The following is a 16275-nucleotide window of genomic DNA, read 5'->3' on the forward strand; positions in this document are numbered from 1 at the left end:
GTGAACGCGCATGTTCAATGACCTGAGCCGCATGGGTAAGTACCTGGGGCAGGCCGCGCGCATGCTGGTCGGCATGCCCGACTACGACAACTACGTCGAGCACATGCGGGGCAAGCACCCGGACAAGCCGGTGATGAGCTACGAGGAGTTCTTCCGCGAGCGCCAGGAAGCGCGTTACGGAGGCGGCAAAGGACGACCCATCCGCTGCTGTTAAACGTGCTTCGCCAGGCTGCTGCGCTCGCGACGCCTGGCGAGACAGGTTGACAGTTACCCACGCGCCACGACTCGTCGTGGCGCGTGTCTTTTGGAGACCACGATGTACCCGACACCCATCCCCGTCACCGTGCTCAGCGGCTTTCTCGGCGCCGGCAAGACCACGCTGCTCAAGCACATCCTCAAGGCCGAGCACGGCCTGAAGATCGCGGTGATCGAAAACGAATTCAGCGAGACGCCCATCGACGGCCAACTGCTCGGCAGCGAGCCGGTGCAGGTGATGACCCTGGCCAACGGCTGCGTCTGCTGCTCCATCCACGTCGAGCTGGAGAAGGCCCTGTACCTGTTGCTGGAGCGCCTGGACGCCGGCGAGCTGGCCTTCGACCGGCTGGTGATCGAGTGCACCGGCCTGGCCGACCCGGCACCCGTGGCGCAGACCTTCTTCGCCGACGAGGAGCTCTGCGAGCGCTACGTGCTGGACGGCATCATCACCCTGGTGGACGCCGCCAACGCCGAGCGCCACCTGGCCGAGACCATCGCCCAGGCCCAGGTCGGTTTCGCCGATCGCATCCTGGTGAGCAAGCGCGACCTGGTGGACGACGCTCACTTCGAGGCCCTCAGCCAGCGGCTGTCGCGGATCAACCGCCGTGCGCCGATCCGTGTGGTCGACCACGGCCGCATCGACTTGGCCGAGCTGCTCGACGTGCGCGGCTTCAACCTCAACGCCGACATCGGCTCCGGCCTGAGCCTGCGCCCGCTGACCCCGGCCGGCTCCACCGACCGAATTTCCACCCTGGTGCTGAAGAGCGACAAGGCGCTGGACCTCGACAAGCTCAGCACCTTCATGGAAGGCCTGCTGGAAGAGCACGGCAATGCACTGCTGCGCTACAAGGGCGTGCTGGATATCGCCGGCGAGGACCGGCGCATGGTGTTCCAGGGGGTGCTGCGCCTCTACGGCTTCGACTGGGACAGCGAGTGGGCGGAGGGCGAGTCGCGCGAGAGCGTGATCGTGTTCATTGGCGATGGCTTGCCGGAGGAGCGCATCCGCGCCGGTTTCGCCGAGGTGCAGGCCTGAAAGGGTGACTCGCAGGGTTGGAATGCAGATGAAAAGTAAATAGAATCACTCGCATTTGATTCCATTTACCCCTCCGGCGTGCCACCCATGAACGATGCAGTCGCGGCACCCGAACCCTGTCTCAATACCCTCTACCGCGAACACCGCAGCTGGCTGGAAAGCTGGCTGCGGCGGCGCCTGGGCAACGCCTGGGATGCTGCGGACCTGACCCAGGACACCTTCGTCCGCGTGCTCGCCGCCCACCAGGACAAACCGCTGCCGCGCCTGCAGGAGCCACGGGCCTACCTGCTCACCGTCGGCAAGCGCCTGCTGATCAACCACCACCAGCGCCGCAGCCTGGAACGCGCCTACCTGGACGCCCTGGCCAGCCTGCCGGAGGCGCAAGCGCCTTCGCCCGAACAGCGCTGGCTGCTGCTGGAAACCCTGCAGGCGCTGGACGAACTGCTCGACGGCCTGCCGCTGGCGGTGCGCCGCGCCTTCCTCTGGTCGCAGCTCGAAGGCCTCGACTACGCCAGCATCGCCCTGCGCCTGGAGGTATCCGAACGCACGGTAAAGCGCTACATGGCCAAGGCCTACGAGCACTGCCTGCTGGTGGACCTGTGAGTGCCCAACCCTCGGCCCAGGCGCGCCAGGTGGCGCGGGAAGCGGCGCACTGGCTGACGCTGCTGGAGTCCGGCGGCGCCCGCGAGGCCGACCATGCCGAATTGCAACGCTGGCGGGCCCGCAGCGGCGACCACGAACAGGCCTGGCAGAAGGCCCAGGCGTTGCGCCAGCGCTTCGCCCAATTACCCGGCGCCCTGGCGTTGGCCAGCCTCGACCGCCCGGACCTGGGGCGGCGCACCACTCTCAAGCGCATGCTCGCTCTCGGCGCCCTGGCACCCGCCGGCTGGCTCGCCTGGCGGCAGATGCCCATCGCCAACTGGAGCGCCGACCTGCGCACCGCCACCGGCGAGCGTCGTTCGCTGGAGCTGCCCGACGGCACGCGCCTGCAGCTCAACACCGCCAGCGCGGTGAACCTGGATTTCACCGACGGTCGCCACCAACTCGCCCTGGTCGACGGCGAAATCGCCCTGGACGGCGCCAGCGAGTTGCAGGTGCAGACCCGCGATGGTCGCCTGCAGGCCTCGGGCGCGCGCTTCTGCGTGCGCCAGTTCGACCACGGCTGCCTGGTGTCGGTGGCGCGCGGCACGGTGCGGCTGGAGCCTGTCCAGGGCATGCCGGTCACCCTGCAGGCGGGCCAGCGTGCCGGCCTGGGCGCTTCCGCTGTGGGCCGGGTGGAAGCCTTCGATACCCGCCAGCCCGACTGGCAGCAGGGTGTGCTGATCGTCGAGAACCGTGGCCTGGGTGCAGTGCTGCGCGAGCTGGATCGCTACCGACCCGGCGTGCTGCGCTGGGACCCGGCGCTGGAAACCCTCGCCGTGACCGGCACCTTCCGCCTGGAAGACACCGACAAGGCCCTGGCCCTGCTGGCCGCCAGCCTGCCCATCGAGCTGCACTACCGCACCCGCTACTGGGTGTCGCTGGTGCCACGGCAATCGCCTGCATGAGGGCTGTCCCTTTTTTTCGGCTCGCCTGTCATCACTGGCAATAGAACGAAAAAGAGAGCCTTTCGATGTCTGCAGTCCTTTCCTTCCGTCCCTGCGCGATGCCTCTGCTTCTGGCCCTGGGCTGTGCCGGCCTGTCTGCCGCCAGCTGGGCCGACGACGGTGCGCGCCGCAGCTACCAGATCCCCGCCGGCAGCCTCGGCGCAGCGCTGACCCGTTTCGCCGGCGAGGCGGGCGTCAGCCTGTCCGTCGACCCGTCCCTGGTCTCCGGGCGCAGCAGTGCCGGCTTGAACGGCGACTTCGCCGTGGAGGAGGGCTTCGCCCGTCTGCTCCAGGGCTCCGGCTTGATGCTGCAGCCGGCCGGCGAGGGCAGCTACACCCTGCTGCCGGTGCCCGACCAGGGCGGCAACGTGCAGCAACTGCAGCCGATCGCCATCACCGGGCAGGGCAGCGGCGCCAGCGCCGATCACTACGCCGGCGGCCAGGTTTCCCGTCGCGGCGGGCTGGGCATGCTGGGCGAGCGGGATTTCATGGAGACGCCCTTCAACCTCACCTCCTACACCAGCGAGGCGGTAAAGAACCAGCAGGCCCGCACCCTCGCCGACGTGGTCGCCAGCGACCCCTCGGTGCGCAGCACCAACCCCTCCGCCGGGCGCTTCGAGCAGTTCTCCATCCGGGGCTACAGCCTGTACAACAGTGACGTTGCCTATGGCGGCCTCTACGGCGTATTGCCCACCTATTCCATCGACATGGAGATGGTCGAGCGGGTCGACATCCTCAAGGGCCCGGGCGCGCTGCTCGGCGGCCTGGCACCCAACGGCAGCGTCGGCGGCAGCGTGAATATCGAACCCAAGCGCGCGGGTGACGAACCGACCACCGAGTTCACCGCCCTGCACGCGTCTTCCGGCCAGTTGGGCGGGCACGTGGACATCGGCCGGCGCTTCGGCGACGACCAGCGCTTCGGCCTGCGCTTCAACGGCGTGAAGCAATCCGGCGACACCGAGTGGGACCACCAGAGCCTGGAGCGTGATTCCGCCGTGCTGGGGCTGGACCTGCGCGCCGAGCGGGTGCGCCTGTCCCTCGACCTGGGCCGCCAGGAGCGCGATGTCGACGGACCCATGGAACGGGTCGGCCTCAACGCCGGGGTCAAGGTGCCGGACGCCGAAGACATCCACCACAACTTCGCCCAGCCCTGGACCTACTCCCGGGCCAAGGACACCTTCGGCGCCCTGCGGGGCGAATACGATTTGAGCGAGTCGCTGATGCTCTACGCCGCCGCCGGTGCGCGCCGGGGCGACTACGACTTCCTCCGCCATGCGGTGCAGCTGACCAATGACGCCGGGCGCTTCGTGGTCAGCCCGCGGGCCTTCCAGCGTGAGGAGGAGGTGCGCACCGCCACGGTGGGCCTGCGCAACTGGTTCTCCACGGGCTCGGTGGGGCACACCCTCAACCTCAGCCTCAACCGTTTCGACATGACCTTCGACAACAGCGGCGCGCGCTACGCCAATGGCGTGAGCAACCTGTTCGACCCGGTGACCCTGCCGGTGCCGCTCACGCCCACGGCCGCCGACAACCCGACCCACACCGAGAGCGTGCTCTCCAGCCTGGCGCTGGCCGACACCCTGAGCTTCGCCGACGACCAGGTGCTGCTGACCCTGGGCGCGCGTCTGCAGCGGGTTGAAGTGGACAGCTCCGAGCCGGGCGAGCCCGACCAGCGTTATGACGAAAGCGCCACCTCGCCGGCCTTGGGCGTGGTCTGGCGCACCACCGAGGCACTGTCGCTCTACGCCAACTACATGGAAGGCCTGACCCAGGGCCAGACCGCCCCGGAGACGGCCAACAACGCCGGCCAGGTATTCGCGCCCTACCGCAGCAAGCAGGTGGAGGCAGGCATCAAGTACGACATGGGCAGCCTCGTCACCACCCTCAGCCTGTTCCGCATCGAGAAGCCCGCCTACTACACCGAGAACGGCTACCTGCGCCCCGATGGCGAGCAACGCAACCAGGGCCTGGAGCTGAACCTATTCGGCGAACCGCTGGAAGGCGTGCGCGTACTGGGCGGCGCCATGCTGCTGGACGCCGAACTGACCCGCACCGCCAATGGCACCAACGACGGCAACCGCGCCATCGGCGCGCCCATCCTCAATGCCAACCTCGGCCTGGAATGGGACCTGCCCCAGGTGCAGGGGCTGACCCTCACCGCGCGGGCCATCCACACCGGCGCCCAGTACCTGGACCAGGCCAACACCCAGAAGGCCGACGCCTGGCAGCGCTACGACCTGGGCGCGCGCTACGCCTTCGCCGTGGGCGAGACGGACGTGACCCTGCGTGCCAGCGTGGAGAACGTCATGGACAAGGCCTACTGGGCCTCCGCCAACGTCCCCGACGGCACCGCCACCGGCCTCACCCTCTCCACCCCACGCACCTGGCTGGTGTCGGCGACCCTGGGGTTCTGATGGCCGCCTTCCCGGGCTGAAGCCCGGGCTACGGCCGGTATTCTTAGAGCGTAGGGTGGGCTTCAGCCCACCATCGGAGCTGCCGGCAACCCCCCTGGTGGATGGAAAAAGCGCCATCCACCCTACACCCCGACGTACCCCGTGCCGGTAGGGGCGAACTCATTCGCCAAGGGCCGCCGGCACGTTGTGTCCGGCAAGTGTAGGGTGGACCACGCTTCACCGGTCCACCGCAGCGGAGCCCGGTTCAACACCGGTGGTGGATGAAAAGAGCGCCATCCACCCCCGAGATACCCCGTGCCTGTAGGGGGGAACTCATTCGCCAAGGGCCACGCAGCGCTCCCACGGCCTGTGCGACAGGCATAAAAAAGCCCGGCATGAGCCGGGCTTTTTCGTCAGCGCTGACGCTTAGTTGCCGTAGACCGGCAGCTTGGCGCAGATGGCCTTGACCTGTTCGCGAACGCGGTCGACCACGGACTCGTCGCCCATGTTCTCGAGGATGTCGCAGATCCAGGTGGCCAGCTCGCGGCACTCGACTTCCTTGAAGCCACGGGTGGTGACGGCCGGGGTGCCGATGCGCAGGCCGGAGGTGACGAAGGGCGAGCGCGGGTCGTTGGGTACCGAGTTCTTGTTCACGGTGATGAAGGCGCGACCCAGGGCGGCGTCGGCGTCCTTACCGGTGATGTCCTGCTTGATCAGGGACAGCAGGAACAGGTGGTTCTGGGTACCGCCGGAGACCACGTCGAAGCCGCGGTCGATGAACACCTGGGCCATGGCCTGGGCGTTTTTCACCACTTGCTGCTGGTAGGTCTTGAACTCGGGCTGCAGGGCTTCCTTGAAGCACACGGCCTTGGCGGCGATGACGTGCTCCAGCGGGCCACCCTGGGCGCCGGGGAAGACGGCGGAGTTCAGCTTCTTCTCGATCTCTTCGTTCTTGCGAGCGAGGATCAGGCCGCCGCGCGGGCCGCGCAGGGTCTTGTGGGTGGTGGTGGTGACCACGTCGGCGAAGGGCACCGGGTTCGGGTACACGCCAGCGGCGACCAGGCCGGCCACGTGGGCCATATCGACGAACAGGTAGGCACCTACCTTGTCGGCGATGGCGCGGAAGCGCGGGAAGTCGAGGATCTGCGAATAGGCGGAGAAGCCTGCGACGATCATCTTCGGCTTGTGCTCGACGGCCAGGCGCTCGACTTCGTCGTAGTCGATCAGGCCGGCGTCGGTGATGCCGTACTGCACGGCGTTGTACAGCTTGCCGGAGGAGGAGACGGAAGCACCGTGGGTCAGGTGACCGCCGTGGGCCAGGCTCATGCCGAGGATGGTGTCACCGGCCGACAGCAGGGCCAGGTAGACAGCGGCGTTGGCCTGGGAACCGGCGTGGGGCTGGACGTTGGCGTAGTCGGCACCGAACAGTTCCTTGGCACGGTCGATGGCCAGTTGCTCGACAACGTCGACGTACTCGCAACCGCCGTAGTAGCGCTTGCCCGGGTAACCCTCGGCGTACTTGTTGGTCAGTACCGAACCCTGGGCTTCCATCACCGCCGGGCTGGTGTAGTTCTCGGAGGCGATGAGTTCGATGTGCTCTTCCTGGCGCTGGGCTTCCTGCTCCATCGCGGCGAAGAGGTCTGCATCGTAGCGGGCGAGGGTCAAATCACGGCTGAACATGGCGGTCCTCTCAGGGATCGGTACGTGGAAAGGCGCGCATTCTAACTCATAGGTCGTTGGCTGACACATGAAGGTCGGTCATACGACAGACAAGTGGCATTCACGCGGAATCACTGTCGTCTTCCTGCAATTGGGCGAGCTTCTGGCGCAGGGTCTCGCGCTCATGGTCGAACAGCAGCGGCAGCTGCTGCCAGCTCTCGTAGAGCGGCTCCAGCCAGCAGCAGTAGCCGTCGTCGGGGCGCTGGCTTTCCAGCTGTTCGAAGCAGGTGTGGATGTCCAGCGCGTGGGCCGGCTGGTCGTGGGCGATGGCCGCCATCACGCGGATGGCCGCCACCGTGGTCCAGTCACTGGGCCCGAACAGGGCGCAGAGCAGCAGTTCGCGGCGCCGCGAACCTTCCCAGCCGCTGTCGAGATGGGCCAGTACCTGGGCGGCGGCGCTTTGCACACGGGTGAGCCAGAGCAGCGCGGGAATCGAGCGGTCGGGCACCGCCGGCGGGTGCACCAGGGTCGCCAGTACCTGCAGCGGCTCGTCACCTGTGAGGCCGGTGGCCACATGGCTGGCCTGGGCCCAGTTGGCGCGGGCATAGGGCTTGGCGGCGAGCGCGGCGATCAGCGCGCTGACCTTTTCCCCCGGCGGCGGCATGGCCGGCTGCGCCTGGTCGCCCTCGTAGCGCCAGAGCAGGTGGGCGACCGGGCCCAGAGGCTGGCGCGGGTCGGGCTGGGCGATCGATTCGGCGGTTACCTCCACCTTGCAACCGGCCAGGCCATGGGCGGCGAGTTCCAGGGTGATGGCGAGGACGTTGCTCGGCGCCTCCAGGGAGCTGGTGCGCAGGGTGATGCTGTCGCCGGGCGAGCCGTTGTAGCTGCCATCGAGCAGGCTGTCGCGGATCTTGCGCAGGACGTTGGCGCTGGCGTCGTTGGGTTGGGGCGGGGCGCCGCTGGCGAGGAACCACAGCTGGTAGGCGCGCTCGTTATCGGCCTTGGCGGCGTCGATCACCCGCTGCAGCAGGGCGTCGTCGCCCGTGGCGCGCCACTGGCAGTAGTCCCGCGAGGGGGCGGCCCAGGCATGTTCCGGGTGCAGCGCCAGGGCCTGGTCGTACCAGTTGATGGCCTGGGCCCAGCCCTGGTTCTCCAGCCAGGTGTCGCCGGCCTCCAGGTAGGTGCTGAGTTCTTCCGGTTGCTGCTGCATGGCCTGGCTGAAGGCCAGGTCGGCCTCCGCCGGGCGGCCCTGCTGGCGCAGCACCAGGCCCCGTGCGGTCGCCTGGTGCCAGTCCTGTTGCTGCACCGGGCCGGCCAGTTCCAGGGCCTGGTCGAACAGGGCGGCGCGGCGCAGCAGGCCGATGTGCAGCATGGCCCATTGGGCGACGAAATCGTCCGAAGGCCGGATGCGACTGGCCAGTGCGGCCCAGCGGCGGGTGTTGGCGAGGTCGTGGGCGGTGGCTTCGCGGGCTTCCGGGGTGCGCTGGATGACGCGGCCGTAGACGCGCATCTGCAGGTCGGCATCCAGCTGCTCCAGGGCGCCGGCCGGCTCCAGCCAGTCGAGGGCCCAGGCGTCGAGGTAGTCGCTTTCGGGGGCGGCGTCGATGACGTGCAGGAGCAGGTCCATCGCGTCGGCGACCCGCCCTTCGCGGGCCATGATCCAGCAACGCAGGGCCTCGGTGGCGGCGTAGCGCTGATCGCTCGGCGGCAGCAGCACGGCTTCAGCCGGGGTGCCGGCGCGTTGCAAGTAGCGATCGGCCAGGGCCAGCCATTCGGGGTTGCCCGGGGCGAACTTCAGCAGCTCGGCCAGGTGCTCGGCGCCATGGGCGAGGTTGCCCTGCTCCAGCTCGGCCTCGGTGATGAAACGCTCGAACTCGGCGGTGCCCTGGCGCAGCTCGATGCTGGTTTGTTCGGGGGCGGCCTGCGCGTCGGCGGTCGGGGCAGCTGGGGTGGTCTGGCGGGTATCGGCGTTGCGGGTAAAGCGTTTCCACCAGGACATGGCGGGCTCCTTGTCTCGTCGTCGCCGGTCAATGGCGGGCTGGTCGGGCGGGGCGCTGGGCCGTGATGGCGCGATCTTACGGCAAGGCCCCCGGTGCGGGCCTGTCGGGGATCACGAAACCGGTTTCGCGGCGATTGTGGAGCGGTGTTCGGCATGACCTCGAATGGTGGACCGGTGAAGCGTGGTCCACCATTCGCTCGAGCCGGTGCCGGGCTTTCCCGGGCTGAAGCCCGGGCTACGTTCGGAGTGCGAAAAAATAAGCCCGGGGTTTGACAGCTTCCGCCGATCCCCAGGCTCTTCCAGCTTCCAGCTTCCAGCTTCCAGCTTCCAGCTTCCAGCTTCCAGCTTCCAGCTTCCAGCTTCCAGCTTCCAGCTCGCTGTCAGCGCTCAGGCAGCAACAAGAAATCGGTCACCACGGCTACCAGCCGGCCGTCGGCGTCGTAGCCGAAGTAGCTGGGGTAGGCGCCGTCGCCGTAGCCGCTGGAGAAGAACGCCACGTTGCCGGCGTCGGTCGGCAGCAGGTACCAGCTGCGGGTGTGCTGGTAGGTCTTGTCCAGTTCGGCGAACAGGCGCTCGTCGAAGGCCTCGCCCTCCTGGTCTCGGCGGGCTTCGTAGCTGCGCAGGGCGGCGGCGTCCATGAAGCCGCCGGTGCCGCTGTCCACCCCGTAGCCGAAGAACTCGTCCGGGCCCAGGGTGTTCGGGTCCTGGCCTTTCACCAGGGCCATCTCCCAGCGGGTCGCCGGGCCGGGGGCGAAGACGATGCGGGCGAAGGCCACGCGTTCGTCATCGCCGATTCGCGCGATGGCCAGCTGCAACGGATAGCGGCCCTTGGGCACGGCCTGGGTGAAGGGGCCGTCGCAACTCACCAGCGGGTCGCAGGCCACCAGTTGCCCGGTGGGCAGCTCCAGCTCGCCGATGGCCTGTGTATGGAGGCGGTAGTCCTGGCCCTCCACCTGCACCTGGTAGCCCTCGCTGAAGGCGGCATCGAAGAGCGGGTGGTCCATCGGGGCGGCGGCCTCGGCGTGGAGCGCGGGCAGGGCCAGCAGCAGGGCAAGCCTGGCGAAGTGTCGGTTCATGGTCGGTGGTTCTCCCTCTGTGCAGCAGCGGTGGAGAAGATCCCACGCCCTGGCGCCCGCGTGTGCGGACGGGTGCGCAGAATACCTGCGGCGCAGCCAGGCGAGTGCGTCCTGCTCGACGGGCTTGCCGCTTCGACCGCTCAAGCGCGGTAATCTACGCGGCGTTTCGGCCTGGCATTCCCGGGCCCCGTCTATGCCGCCTCGGGCGTGCCTTATTGCACAAGGATCGAAGATGGAACCGGTATTCGTTACGCAGCGCCTGGCTGCACTGTTTGAGTCCCATGGCGTCGAGTTCGTCGTGCACGACGATTGGGTCGCTCCCGGTGGTCGGCTGCCGGCCATCCGTGCCAACTGGTACCCCGGCGAGCAGACCGGGCGGCTGAACGTGGATGTGCTGCTGGAAGACGACAACCGCCAGTTCCAGGAAGCCTTCGTCGGCCTGGGCGAGGGCGAGTCGGGTCTGCAGGACGCCTGGCGGAACTTCTGCCGCAACAGCTTCCACGTGTTGCTCTCGGCGTTGTGGGGCCATGTCGACGAGGAGCAGGTGATGGTGGAGACCTGGCAGGTGGGCGAGCAGCGCTTCGAGGCGCACCTGGGCAACCTCGGCCTGCGGGGCGCCGATGGCAAGGTGCCGGAGCTGCCCGCCGAGCTGTTCCCCAGCATCGAGGCGCAGATCCGCGCCCAGCCGCTGGACGCGCGCATCCACTGGTTCCGCCACTTCTTCTGCGCCTTCAGCAACCAGCGCACGGTAGAGGCGCTGTTCGACAACGACGCCTGGCAGGCCGGCATGGACAGCCTCTCGCGCCTCGGCTGGCAGGATTCGCAGGCGTACTACAGCGTGCGGCACTTCCTGGTGGTCAAGCCGGTTTCGGATTGATGCCGCATGCTTGGAGTCGCGCTGTAAAACAAAAGCCCCGCATCTAGCGGGGCTTTTGTTTGAGGTGACGTATCAACGGTTGTTGTAGCCGTCTTCGCTCGGGTCGTAGGTGATCTGGTAGACGTTGAAGTTGGCGCCGCCCGCACCCACGCCGGTGTAGGTGAGACGGCCCTGGCCCTTGTACAGCTCTTCCATGCGCATGGCGTCGCTGCCGAAGTAGAAGGGGATGAACATCTTGCCGGTCATGTTGTTGTAGCTGTCGGTGGGTTGGCCGATCAGGTCATGCACCTGTTTCATGGACATGCCGGGCTGCACCTTGGCAAAGGGGCTGCCTGCCGGGATCTGGCCGACGATCTGCTGTTGCGGGGCACGCGGCGAAGAGCCGCAGGCGGTCAGCAGGCCCATGGCGGCGATGAGGCCGACTTGCAGGAATTGGGTACGCATTCGATGACTCCTTTCGTTGGGGGAATTCAGGGTATTGCTCAGCCCTTGCCGGACCTGGCGGCTACCACTTCTGCAGCCGCCTGCACGCATTCTTCGTGGGGGGCCTGGATGAATCTCAGGAAGTACCAGGTGTCGCCCTTCTTGACGACGAAGGCCTGCATGTCGCCGGTTTCGCGGCCGTCGGCCGTGGCGGTGTTGACGGTCTGGCAGGCAGCGAGACCGTTGACTTCGGTGAGGGTGCCGAACCTGTACGAGGCCTTGCCCTGCAGGTTGTCGATGACGACCTTCTGGACTTCGGATTCGGTGGAGTTGCAGCCGCCGAGAAGGGTCGCGAGCACCACTGCGACCGCGCAGCGGATCAGGCTGGCAATAGGGGCGCGGTGTTTCGGGGCGCGGGAAGCGGTCATGGCGCAATCATCCTAGTGCGCGGTTGGGCGTGGAGCGCCTGGCTACCTGTGAGAGCGGCCGAAGCGGGATGGACCCGAGGGGCTGCCACTCCGGGACGCTGATTGCCGGTCACGAAAAAAAGCCACGACTTGGCGGCAGGGTCAGCGGCGTTCAGGGGGGCTTTGCAGATACTGGCGAGGGTGTCTAGGTGTCGCTTCGTACTTGCAATCCTTTGCAACACTTAAATAGCGAAGCGAAATCTGGCAGGGCTGTAGGAAATATTCAACTTCATTCGTATGGCAACCAGACGCCCGTCACAGCGGCTGGTGAGGCGGTCGATGCTGGCCTGGTGTGCCGCTCAACTGAGCATGAACAGCGCAGCACCGCCGAACTGGGCCTCGAACTGCTCGGGGCTCATGGGGCGGCCGAAGAGGTAACCCTGCACTTCGTCGCAGCCGTGTTCGCGGAGGAACTCCAGCTGGGCGTGGGTCTCGACGCCTTCGGCGATCACCGCGAGGTTGAGGCTGTGGGACATGGCGATGATGGCGCGGGCGATCTGCGCATCGCGCTCACCGTCGGGCAGGCCGTCGACGAAGCTGCGGTCGATCTTCAGCACATCGATGGGGAACTGCTTGAGGTAGTTGAGCGAGGAGTAGCCGGTGCCGAAGTCGTCCACCGCGATGCACAGGCCCAGGCGCTTGAGGCTGGCGAGAATCTGCATCGCTTCGCTGACATCGCGCATGAGGATGGATTCGGTCAGCTCCAGCTCCAGGCAGGCGGGCGGCAGGCCGCTGTCGGCGAGGATTCCGGAGATGCGTTCCACCAACTGGCCGTCGGCGAACTGGCGGGCGGAGATGTTCACCGAGATCTTCGGCAGGCGCATCTTCTGCTGGTGCCAGTGCTTGAGCTGGCGGCAGGCCTCGCGCACCACCCAGTCGCCGACGTCCACCACCAGGCCGAGCTCTTCGAGCACCGGGATGAAGTCGTTGGGCGGCACCAGGCCACGCTTGGGGTGCTGCCAGCGCAGCAGCGCCTCGACGCCGGTGAGGCGCTTGCCGTCGCCGGAGAACTGCGGCTGGTAATAGAGGATGAACTCGCGCTGCTCCAGGGCGTGGCGCAGGTCGCCCTCCAGCTCCAGGCGCTCCAGGGCGCGGGCGTTCATCTCGGCCTGGTAGAACTGGAAGTTGTTCTTGCCGCGTTCCTTGGCGTGGTACATCGCGGTGTCGGCGTTCTTCATCAGCTGGCTCAGCTCGCGGCCGTCCTGGGGGCTGAGGGCGATGCCGATGCTGGCGGTGACGAAGAACTCGCGGCCTTCCAGCACGAAGGGGCGGGCCAGGCTGGCGAGTATCTGCTCGGCGACGCTGATGGCGCGGTTCAGCGCGCCTTCGCGGGTGGCGCGAGGTTGCAGCAGCAGGGTGAATTCGTCGCCACCCATGCGCGCCACGGTGTCGTCGTCGTCGACGCAGGCGGCCAGACGGATGGCCACGTCCTTGAGCATGCGGTCGCCGGCGGCATGGCCGAGGGAGTCGTTGATCGGCTTGAAGCGGTCGAGGTCGAGGAACATCAGCACCACCCACTCCTGGTGCCGCTCGGCGTGCTGCAGCGCGGTGTGCAGGCGGTCCTGGAACAGGGTGCGGTTGGGCAGGTGGGTGAGGGCGTCGTAGTAGGCCAGGCGGTGGATGCGCTGTTCGCTGGCCTTGCGCTCGCTGATGTCGCTGAAGAAGCACACGTAGCTGACCAGGTCGCCTTCTTCGTCGTGCACTGCAGTGATGCCGATCCACGAGGGGTAGGCATCGCCCTGGCGGCGCTTGAGCCAGACCTCGCCCTCCCAGCTGCCGCGCTGGTTGAGCTGGCCGAGGATGTAGTTGAGCTGGGTGGCCTGCTGGCGGTCGGCGGTGAGCACCGAGGGCAGCTGGTCGAGCACTTCGGCCGAGGAGTAGCCGGTGATGCGGCTGAAGGCTTCGTTGACCTGGACGATATAGCCGGCCGGGTCGGTGACCAGGATGGCCGAGGTGGAGTGCTCGAACACCGTCGCCGCCATGCGCAGGTCTTTTTCGGCGCGGCGTTGCTGGCTGATGTCGCGGCCGACGCCGAGCAGCCCTTCGAACTGCCCGTGTTCGTCCCACATCAGCATGATGCGCAGTTCCACGGGAATCTTGCGGCCATCGGCGCGCAGGCAGTCGAAGAGGAACAGCTGGGCCGGCAGGCGGGCGCGCAGTTCGGCCAGGCGCTGGGGGTTGCCCAGGGCGTTGCTGACCTGGTCCAGCAGCACGTAGAGCGGGGCCATCTGCCGTGGGTCGGCGACGGCGGTGTTGAAGCCGTTGGCGACCACCGATTCGGCGCTGAGGCCGAGCACCGGCTGCACCGAGGGGCTGACGTAGTTGAGCTGCAGCTGGCGGTCGCTGGTGAAGATCACGTCGCTGATGCTTTCGGCCAGCAGGCGGTAGCGCCGCTCGCTGTCGCGCATCAGTTCGCTGGCTTCGATCTGCTCGGTGATGTCCTTGGCCACGCCTATCAGGCGGCTGACCCGGCCCTGCTCGTCGCGGGTCAGGGATTGCTCGCGGATGTCGAACCAGTGCCAGTTGCCGTCGCGATGGCGCCAGCGCAACTGGCATTGCAGCAGCAGGCCGTCGCCGACCACCTGTTGCAGGTTGCGCATGCGCCAGTACTGTTCCTCGTCGTCCGGGTGCAGCACCTGCTCCCAGAAGCGCTCGCCCATCTCCTTGAGCTCGCTGCGGCTGTAGCCGAGCTGCTGGCCGAGGCGGTTGTTGCTGAGCATGACCTTGCGGTTGCCGATGTCGTGCACGTAGAGGGTGTCCGGCACGGCCAGCACCACGTCGGACCAGAAGCGCTCGCGCTCGATCAGCGACAGCTCGATGCGTTTGCGGCTGGTGATGTCGCTGATGCTCAGGGTGACGGCGTGCAGGTCCTGGATCATTTCCGGCAGGCGTAGCACCACCCACAGGTGGCGCTCGGTGCCCTGGGGCGTGACGAGGCGGGTTTCCAGCTCGATCTGCGATTGGCTGCCGAGCACGGCGCCGATCAGCTGGGCGCGGATGCCGCCATCGCGCAGCGGGCCGTGGCCGACCAACTGCTGCCAGGCCTGCTCGGTGCTGGCGACGCCCAGCAGGCGCAGGGCGAACTGGTTGACCTCGGTGATGCGCAGGCGCTGCTGCAGCTCCATGTGCTGCTCGGGGTGCGCGGTGATCCACTGGCCAAGGGCCTGGGTGTCGCGCAGGCCCAGCTGGAACAGGTATTCGCGCAGGCCGGAAAGGTTCAGCACGCAGAGCGCGACCCCGGTGCCTTCGAAGATGTCCTGGTAGCGCCGACGGGTTTCCTGCAGCACGCGCAGGGCCTGCTGCTCTTCGGTGACGTCGCGCAGCACCCAGACGTAGCCGATCAGCTTGGCGCCATCGTTGAGGTCGTTGCGGGTCACGGCGAACAGGCGCTGCTCGCCGTCGACGCCGGCGGGCACCAGGTCCGGGCCGAGGTCGTTGGGGAAGGTGGTGGCGTGCAGCAGCAGCGGGTCCAGCCCCGGCAGCAGGGCCAGCAGGTGGTACTCCTGGGATTCTTCGCTGCTCATGCCGAACAACGCCTCGGCGCGGGCGTTGAGGTAGCACACCACGCCGTCGGTCCAGGTCACCACCACGCGCTCTTCGATCACCCCCAGGGCGCTGGCCGCCTGGCGCAGAGAGCGCCGCGAGGCGTCGTTGATCTCGCGCAGGTTGCGCTGTTCGCGCTGCAGGACGAACAGGGCGATGGTGGCCAGGGTGGCGCAGATCAGGAACAGCGCGAAGCGGCCGATGAGCCCGGGCAGCAACTGGGCCTGCACCTGGCGTTCGTCGTAGAGCGCGCGCAGCTGCCAGTCACTGTGGGCGAGGGGGGCGAGGAACAGCGTCTGCGACTCTTCCTCGGCGGTCACCGGCATGACGATGGGGCTGTCCTTGTCGAGCTTGCCGCTGTGCAGCAGCACGCGGGCGCTGAAGCGGTCCTCCAGCAGCCAGCCGGACTGGGCGCGCTCCTGCTCGCGGATCCAGTTGTGCAGCGCACGCGGCGCCAGGCGCAGGAGCCAGGCGTCGTTGGCCTGCACGTCCCGCAGGATCAGGTACAGCTGGCCGCCGGCCTGGGCGCTGAAGGCGAAGTGCACGGGCTGGCCGGCGGAGCGCTGGTAGAGGCTGGCGACGAACAGGGCGTCGTCGGCGCCTTCCGCGCTGTCGGCGGCGATGCCGCCACGGGGGGTGAGCCAGGCGATGCTGCGCATGGCCGGGTAGATGCGCCGCAGGTTGTCCATCAGCTCGGGCTGGGTGGACGGCTGGCGGGCGCTCTGGGAGAGGAAGGCGAGGCCGGCCTGGGCCTTGAACTCCATGCTGCCTTCCAGGTGGCTGGACATTTCCCGCGCCAGCTCCTGGCTGCGTTGTCGCTGGCTGTCCTGGAGCTGGTGGTACTCCTGTTGCAGCTGCCAGAGGAGCAGGCCGAGCATCGACAGCACGAGGATCACGAGCAGGCCCTTCACCGAGCGATGCATCGGCGGGCCGTACGGCTCTCCGGGCGCACGCGGTGTAGTGG

12 protein-coding genes are annotated in these 16275 nt (G+C 67.7%); 6 read left to right on the forward strand and 6 right to left on the reverse strand.

What is annotated here, in order from left to right; translation table 11 throughout:
- The first annotated feature begins 10 nt into the window (after positions 1 to 10).
- The 5 genes from PSm6_RS15250 (at position 11) to PSm6_RS15270 (ending at position 5288) form a co-directional block, all read left to right on the forward strand.
- Positions 11 to 214: a YbdD/YjiX family protein gene (locus tag PSm6_RS15250; RefSeq protein ID WP_021218787.1), complete on the forward strand. Its 204-nt coding sequence runs from the start codon at positions 11 to 13 to the stop codon at positions 212 to 214.
- Positions 215 to 316: 102 nt separating this feature from the next.
- Positions 317 to 1288, forward strand: coding sequence for a GTPase (gene yjiA, locus PSm6_RS15255; protein WP_021218786.1), 972 nt, complete (start codon positions 317 to 319; stop codon positions 1286 to 1288).
- A gap of 87 nt (positions 1289 to 1375) precedes the next feature.
- Positions 1376 to 1891, forward strand: coding sequence for a sigma-70 family RNA polymerase sigma factor (locus PSm6_RS15260; protein ID WP_043244482.1), 516 nt, complete (start codon positions 1376 to 1378; stop codon positions 1889 to 1891).
- Positions 1888 to 2835 (forward strand): FecR domain-containing protein, encoded by a 948-nt coding sequence (locus PSm6_RS15265; protein WP_043244481.1) that lies wholly within the window; start codon positions 1888 to 1890, stop codon positions 2833 to 2835. The genes PSm6_RS15260 and PSm6_RS15265 overlap by 4 nt, the downstream gene beginning before the upstream one ends.
- A 65-nt stretch (positions 2836 to 2900) precedes the next feature.
- Positions 2901 to 5288 carry a TonB-dependent receptor gene (locus PSm6_RS15270; protein WP_265167666.1) on the forward strand — a complete coding sequence of 796 codons (2388 nt, stop codon included), beginning with the start codon at positions 2901 to 2903 and terminating at the stop codon, positions 5286 to 5288.
- Between the two features lie 405 nt (positions 5289 to 5693).
- Here the strand turns inward: PSm6_RS15270 and glyA are convergent, their stop codons facing one another.
- The 3 genes from glyA to PSm6_RS15285 all read right to left on the reverse strand — a co-directional run bounded on the left by glyA (position 5694) and on the right by PSm6_RS15285 (position 10001).
- Complete coding sequence (glyA, locus tag PSm6_RS15275; RefSeq protein WP_021222882.1) at positions 5694 to 6947, reverse strand: serine hydroxymethyltransferase; 1254 nt, start codon at positions 6945 to 6947, stop codon at positions 5694 to 5696.
- Positions 6948 to 7047: 100 nt separating this feature from the next.
- On the reverse strand, positions 7048 to 8925 hold the full coding sequence (locus tag PSm6_RS15280) for a tetratricopeptide repeat protein (protein ID WP_265167667.1): 1878 nt from the start codon (positions 8923 to 8925) through the stop codon (positions 7048 to 7050).
- A gap of 380 nt (positions 8926 to 9305) precedes the next feature.
- Positions 9306 to 10001 (reverse strand): DUF4241 domain-containing protein, encoded by a 696-nt coding sequence (locus PSm6_RS15285; protein WP_201769962.1) that lies wholly within the window; start codon positions 9999 to 10001, stop codon positions 9306 to 9308.
- 232 nt (positions 10002 to 10233) lie between these two features.
- Here PSm6_RS15285 and PSm6_RS15290 point away from each other — a divergent pair, with 232 nt between their 5' ends.
- Positions 10234 to 10878, forward strand: coding sequence for a DUF6348 family protein (locus PSm6_RS15290; RefSeq protein ID WP_043243689.1), 645 nt, complete (start codon positions 10234 to 10236; stop codon positions 10876 to 10878).
- Positions 10879 to 10950: 72 nt separating this feature from the next.
- Here the strand turns inward: PSm6_RS15290 and PSm6_RS15295 are convergent, their stop codons facing one another.
- From PSm6_RS15295 to PSm6_RS15305, 3 genes are all read right to left on the reverse strand, one after another.
- Positions 10951 to 11322, reverse strand: a complete 372-nt coding sequence (locus PSm6_RS15295) for a hypothetical protein (RefSeq protein WP_265167668.1) — start codon at positions 11320 to 11322, stop codon at positions 10951 to 10953.
- A 38-nt stretch (positions 11323 to 11360) separates the two neighbouring features.
- Entirely contained in the window at positions 11361 to 11729 is a 369-nt protein-coding gene (locus tag PSm6_RS15300; protein ID WP_021219406.1) for a hypothetical protein, read from the reverse strand.
- Between the two features lie 338 nt (positions 11730 to 12067).
- On the reverse strand, positions 12068 to 16234 hold the full coding sequence (locus PSm6_RS15305) for a bifunctional diguanylate cyclase/phosphodiesterase (protein ID WP_265167669.1): 4167 nt from the start codon (positions 16232 to 16234) through the stop codon (positions 12068 to 12070).
- Between the last annotated feature and the right edge of the window lie 41 nt (positions 16235 to 16275).

Source organism: Pseudomonas solani (assembly GCF_026072635.1).
GTDB lineage: Bacteria > Pseudomonadota > Gammaproteobacteria > Pseudomonadales > Pseudomonadaceae > Metapseudomonas > Metapseudomonas solani.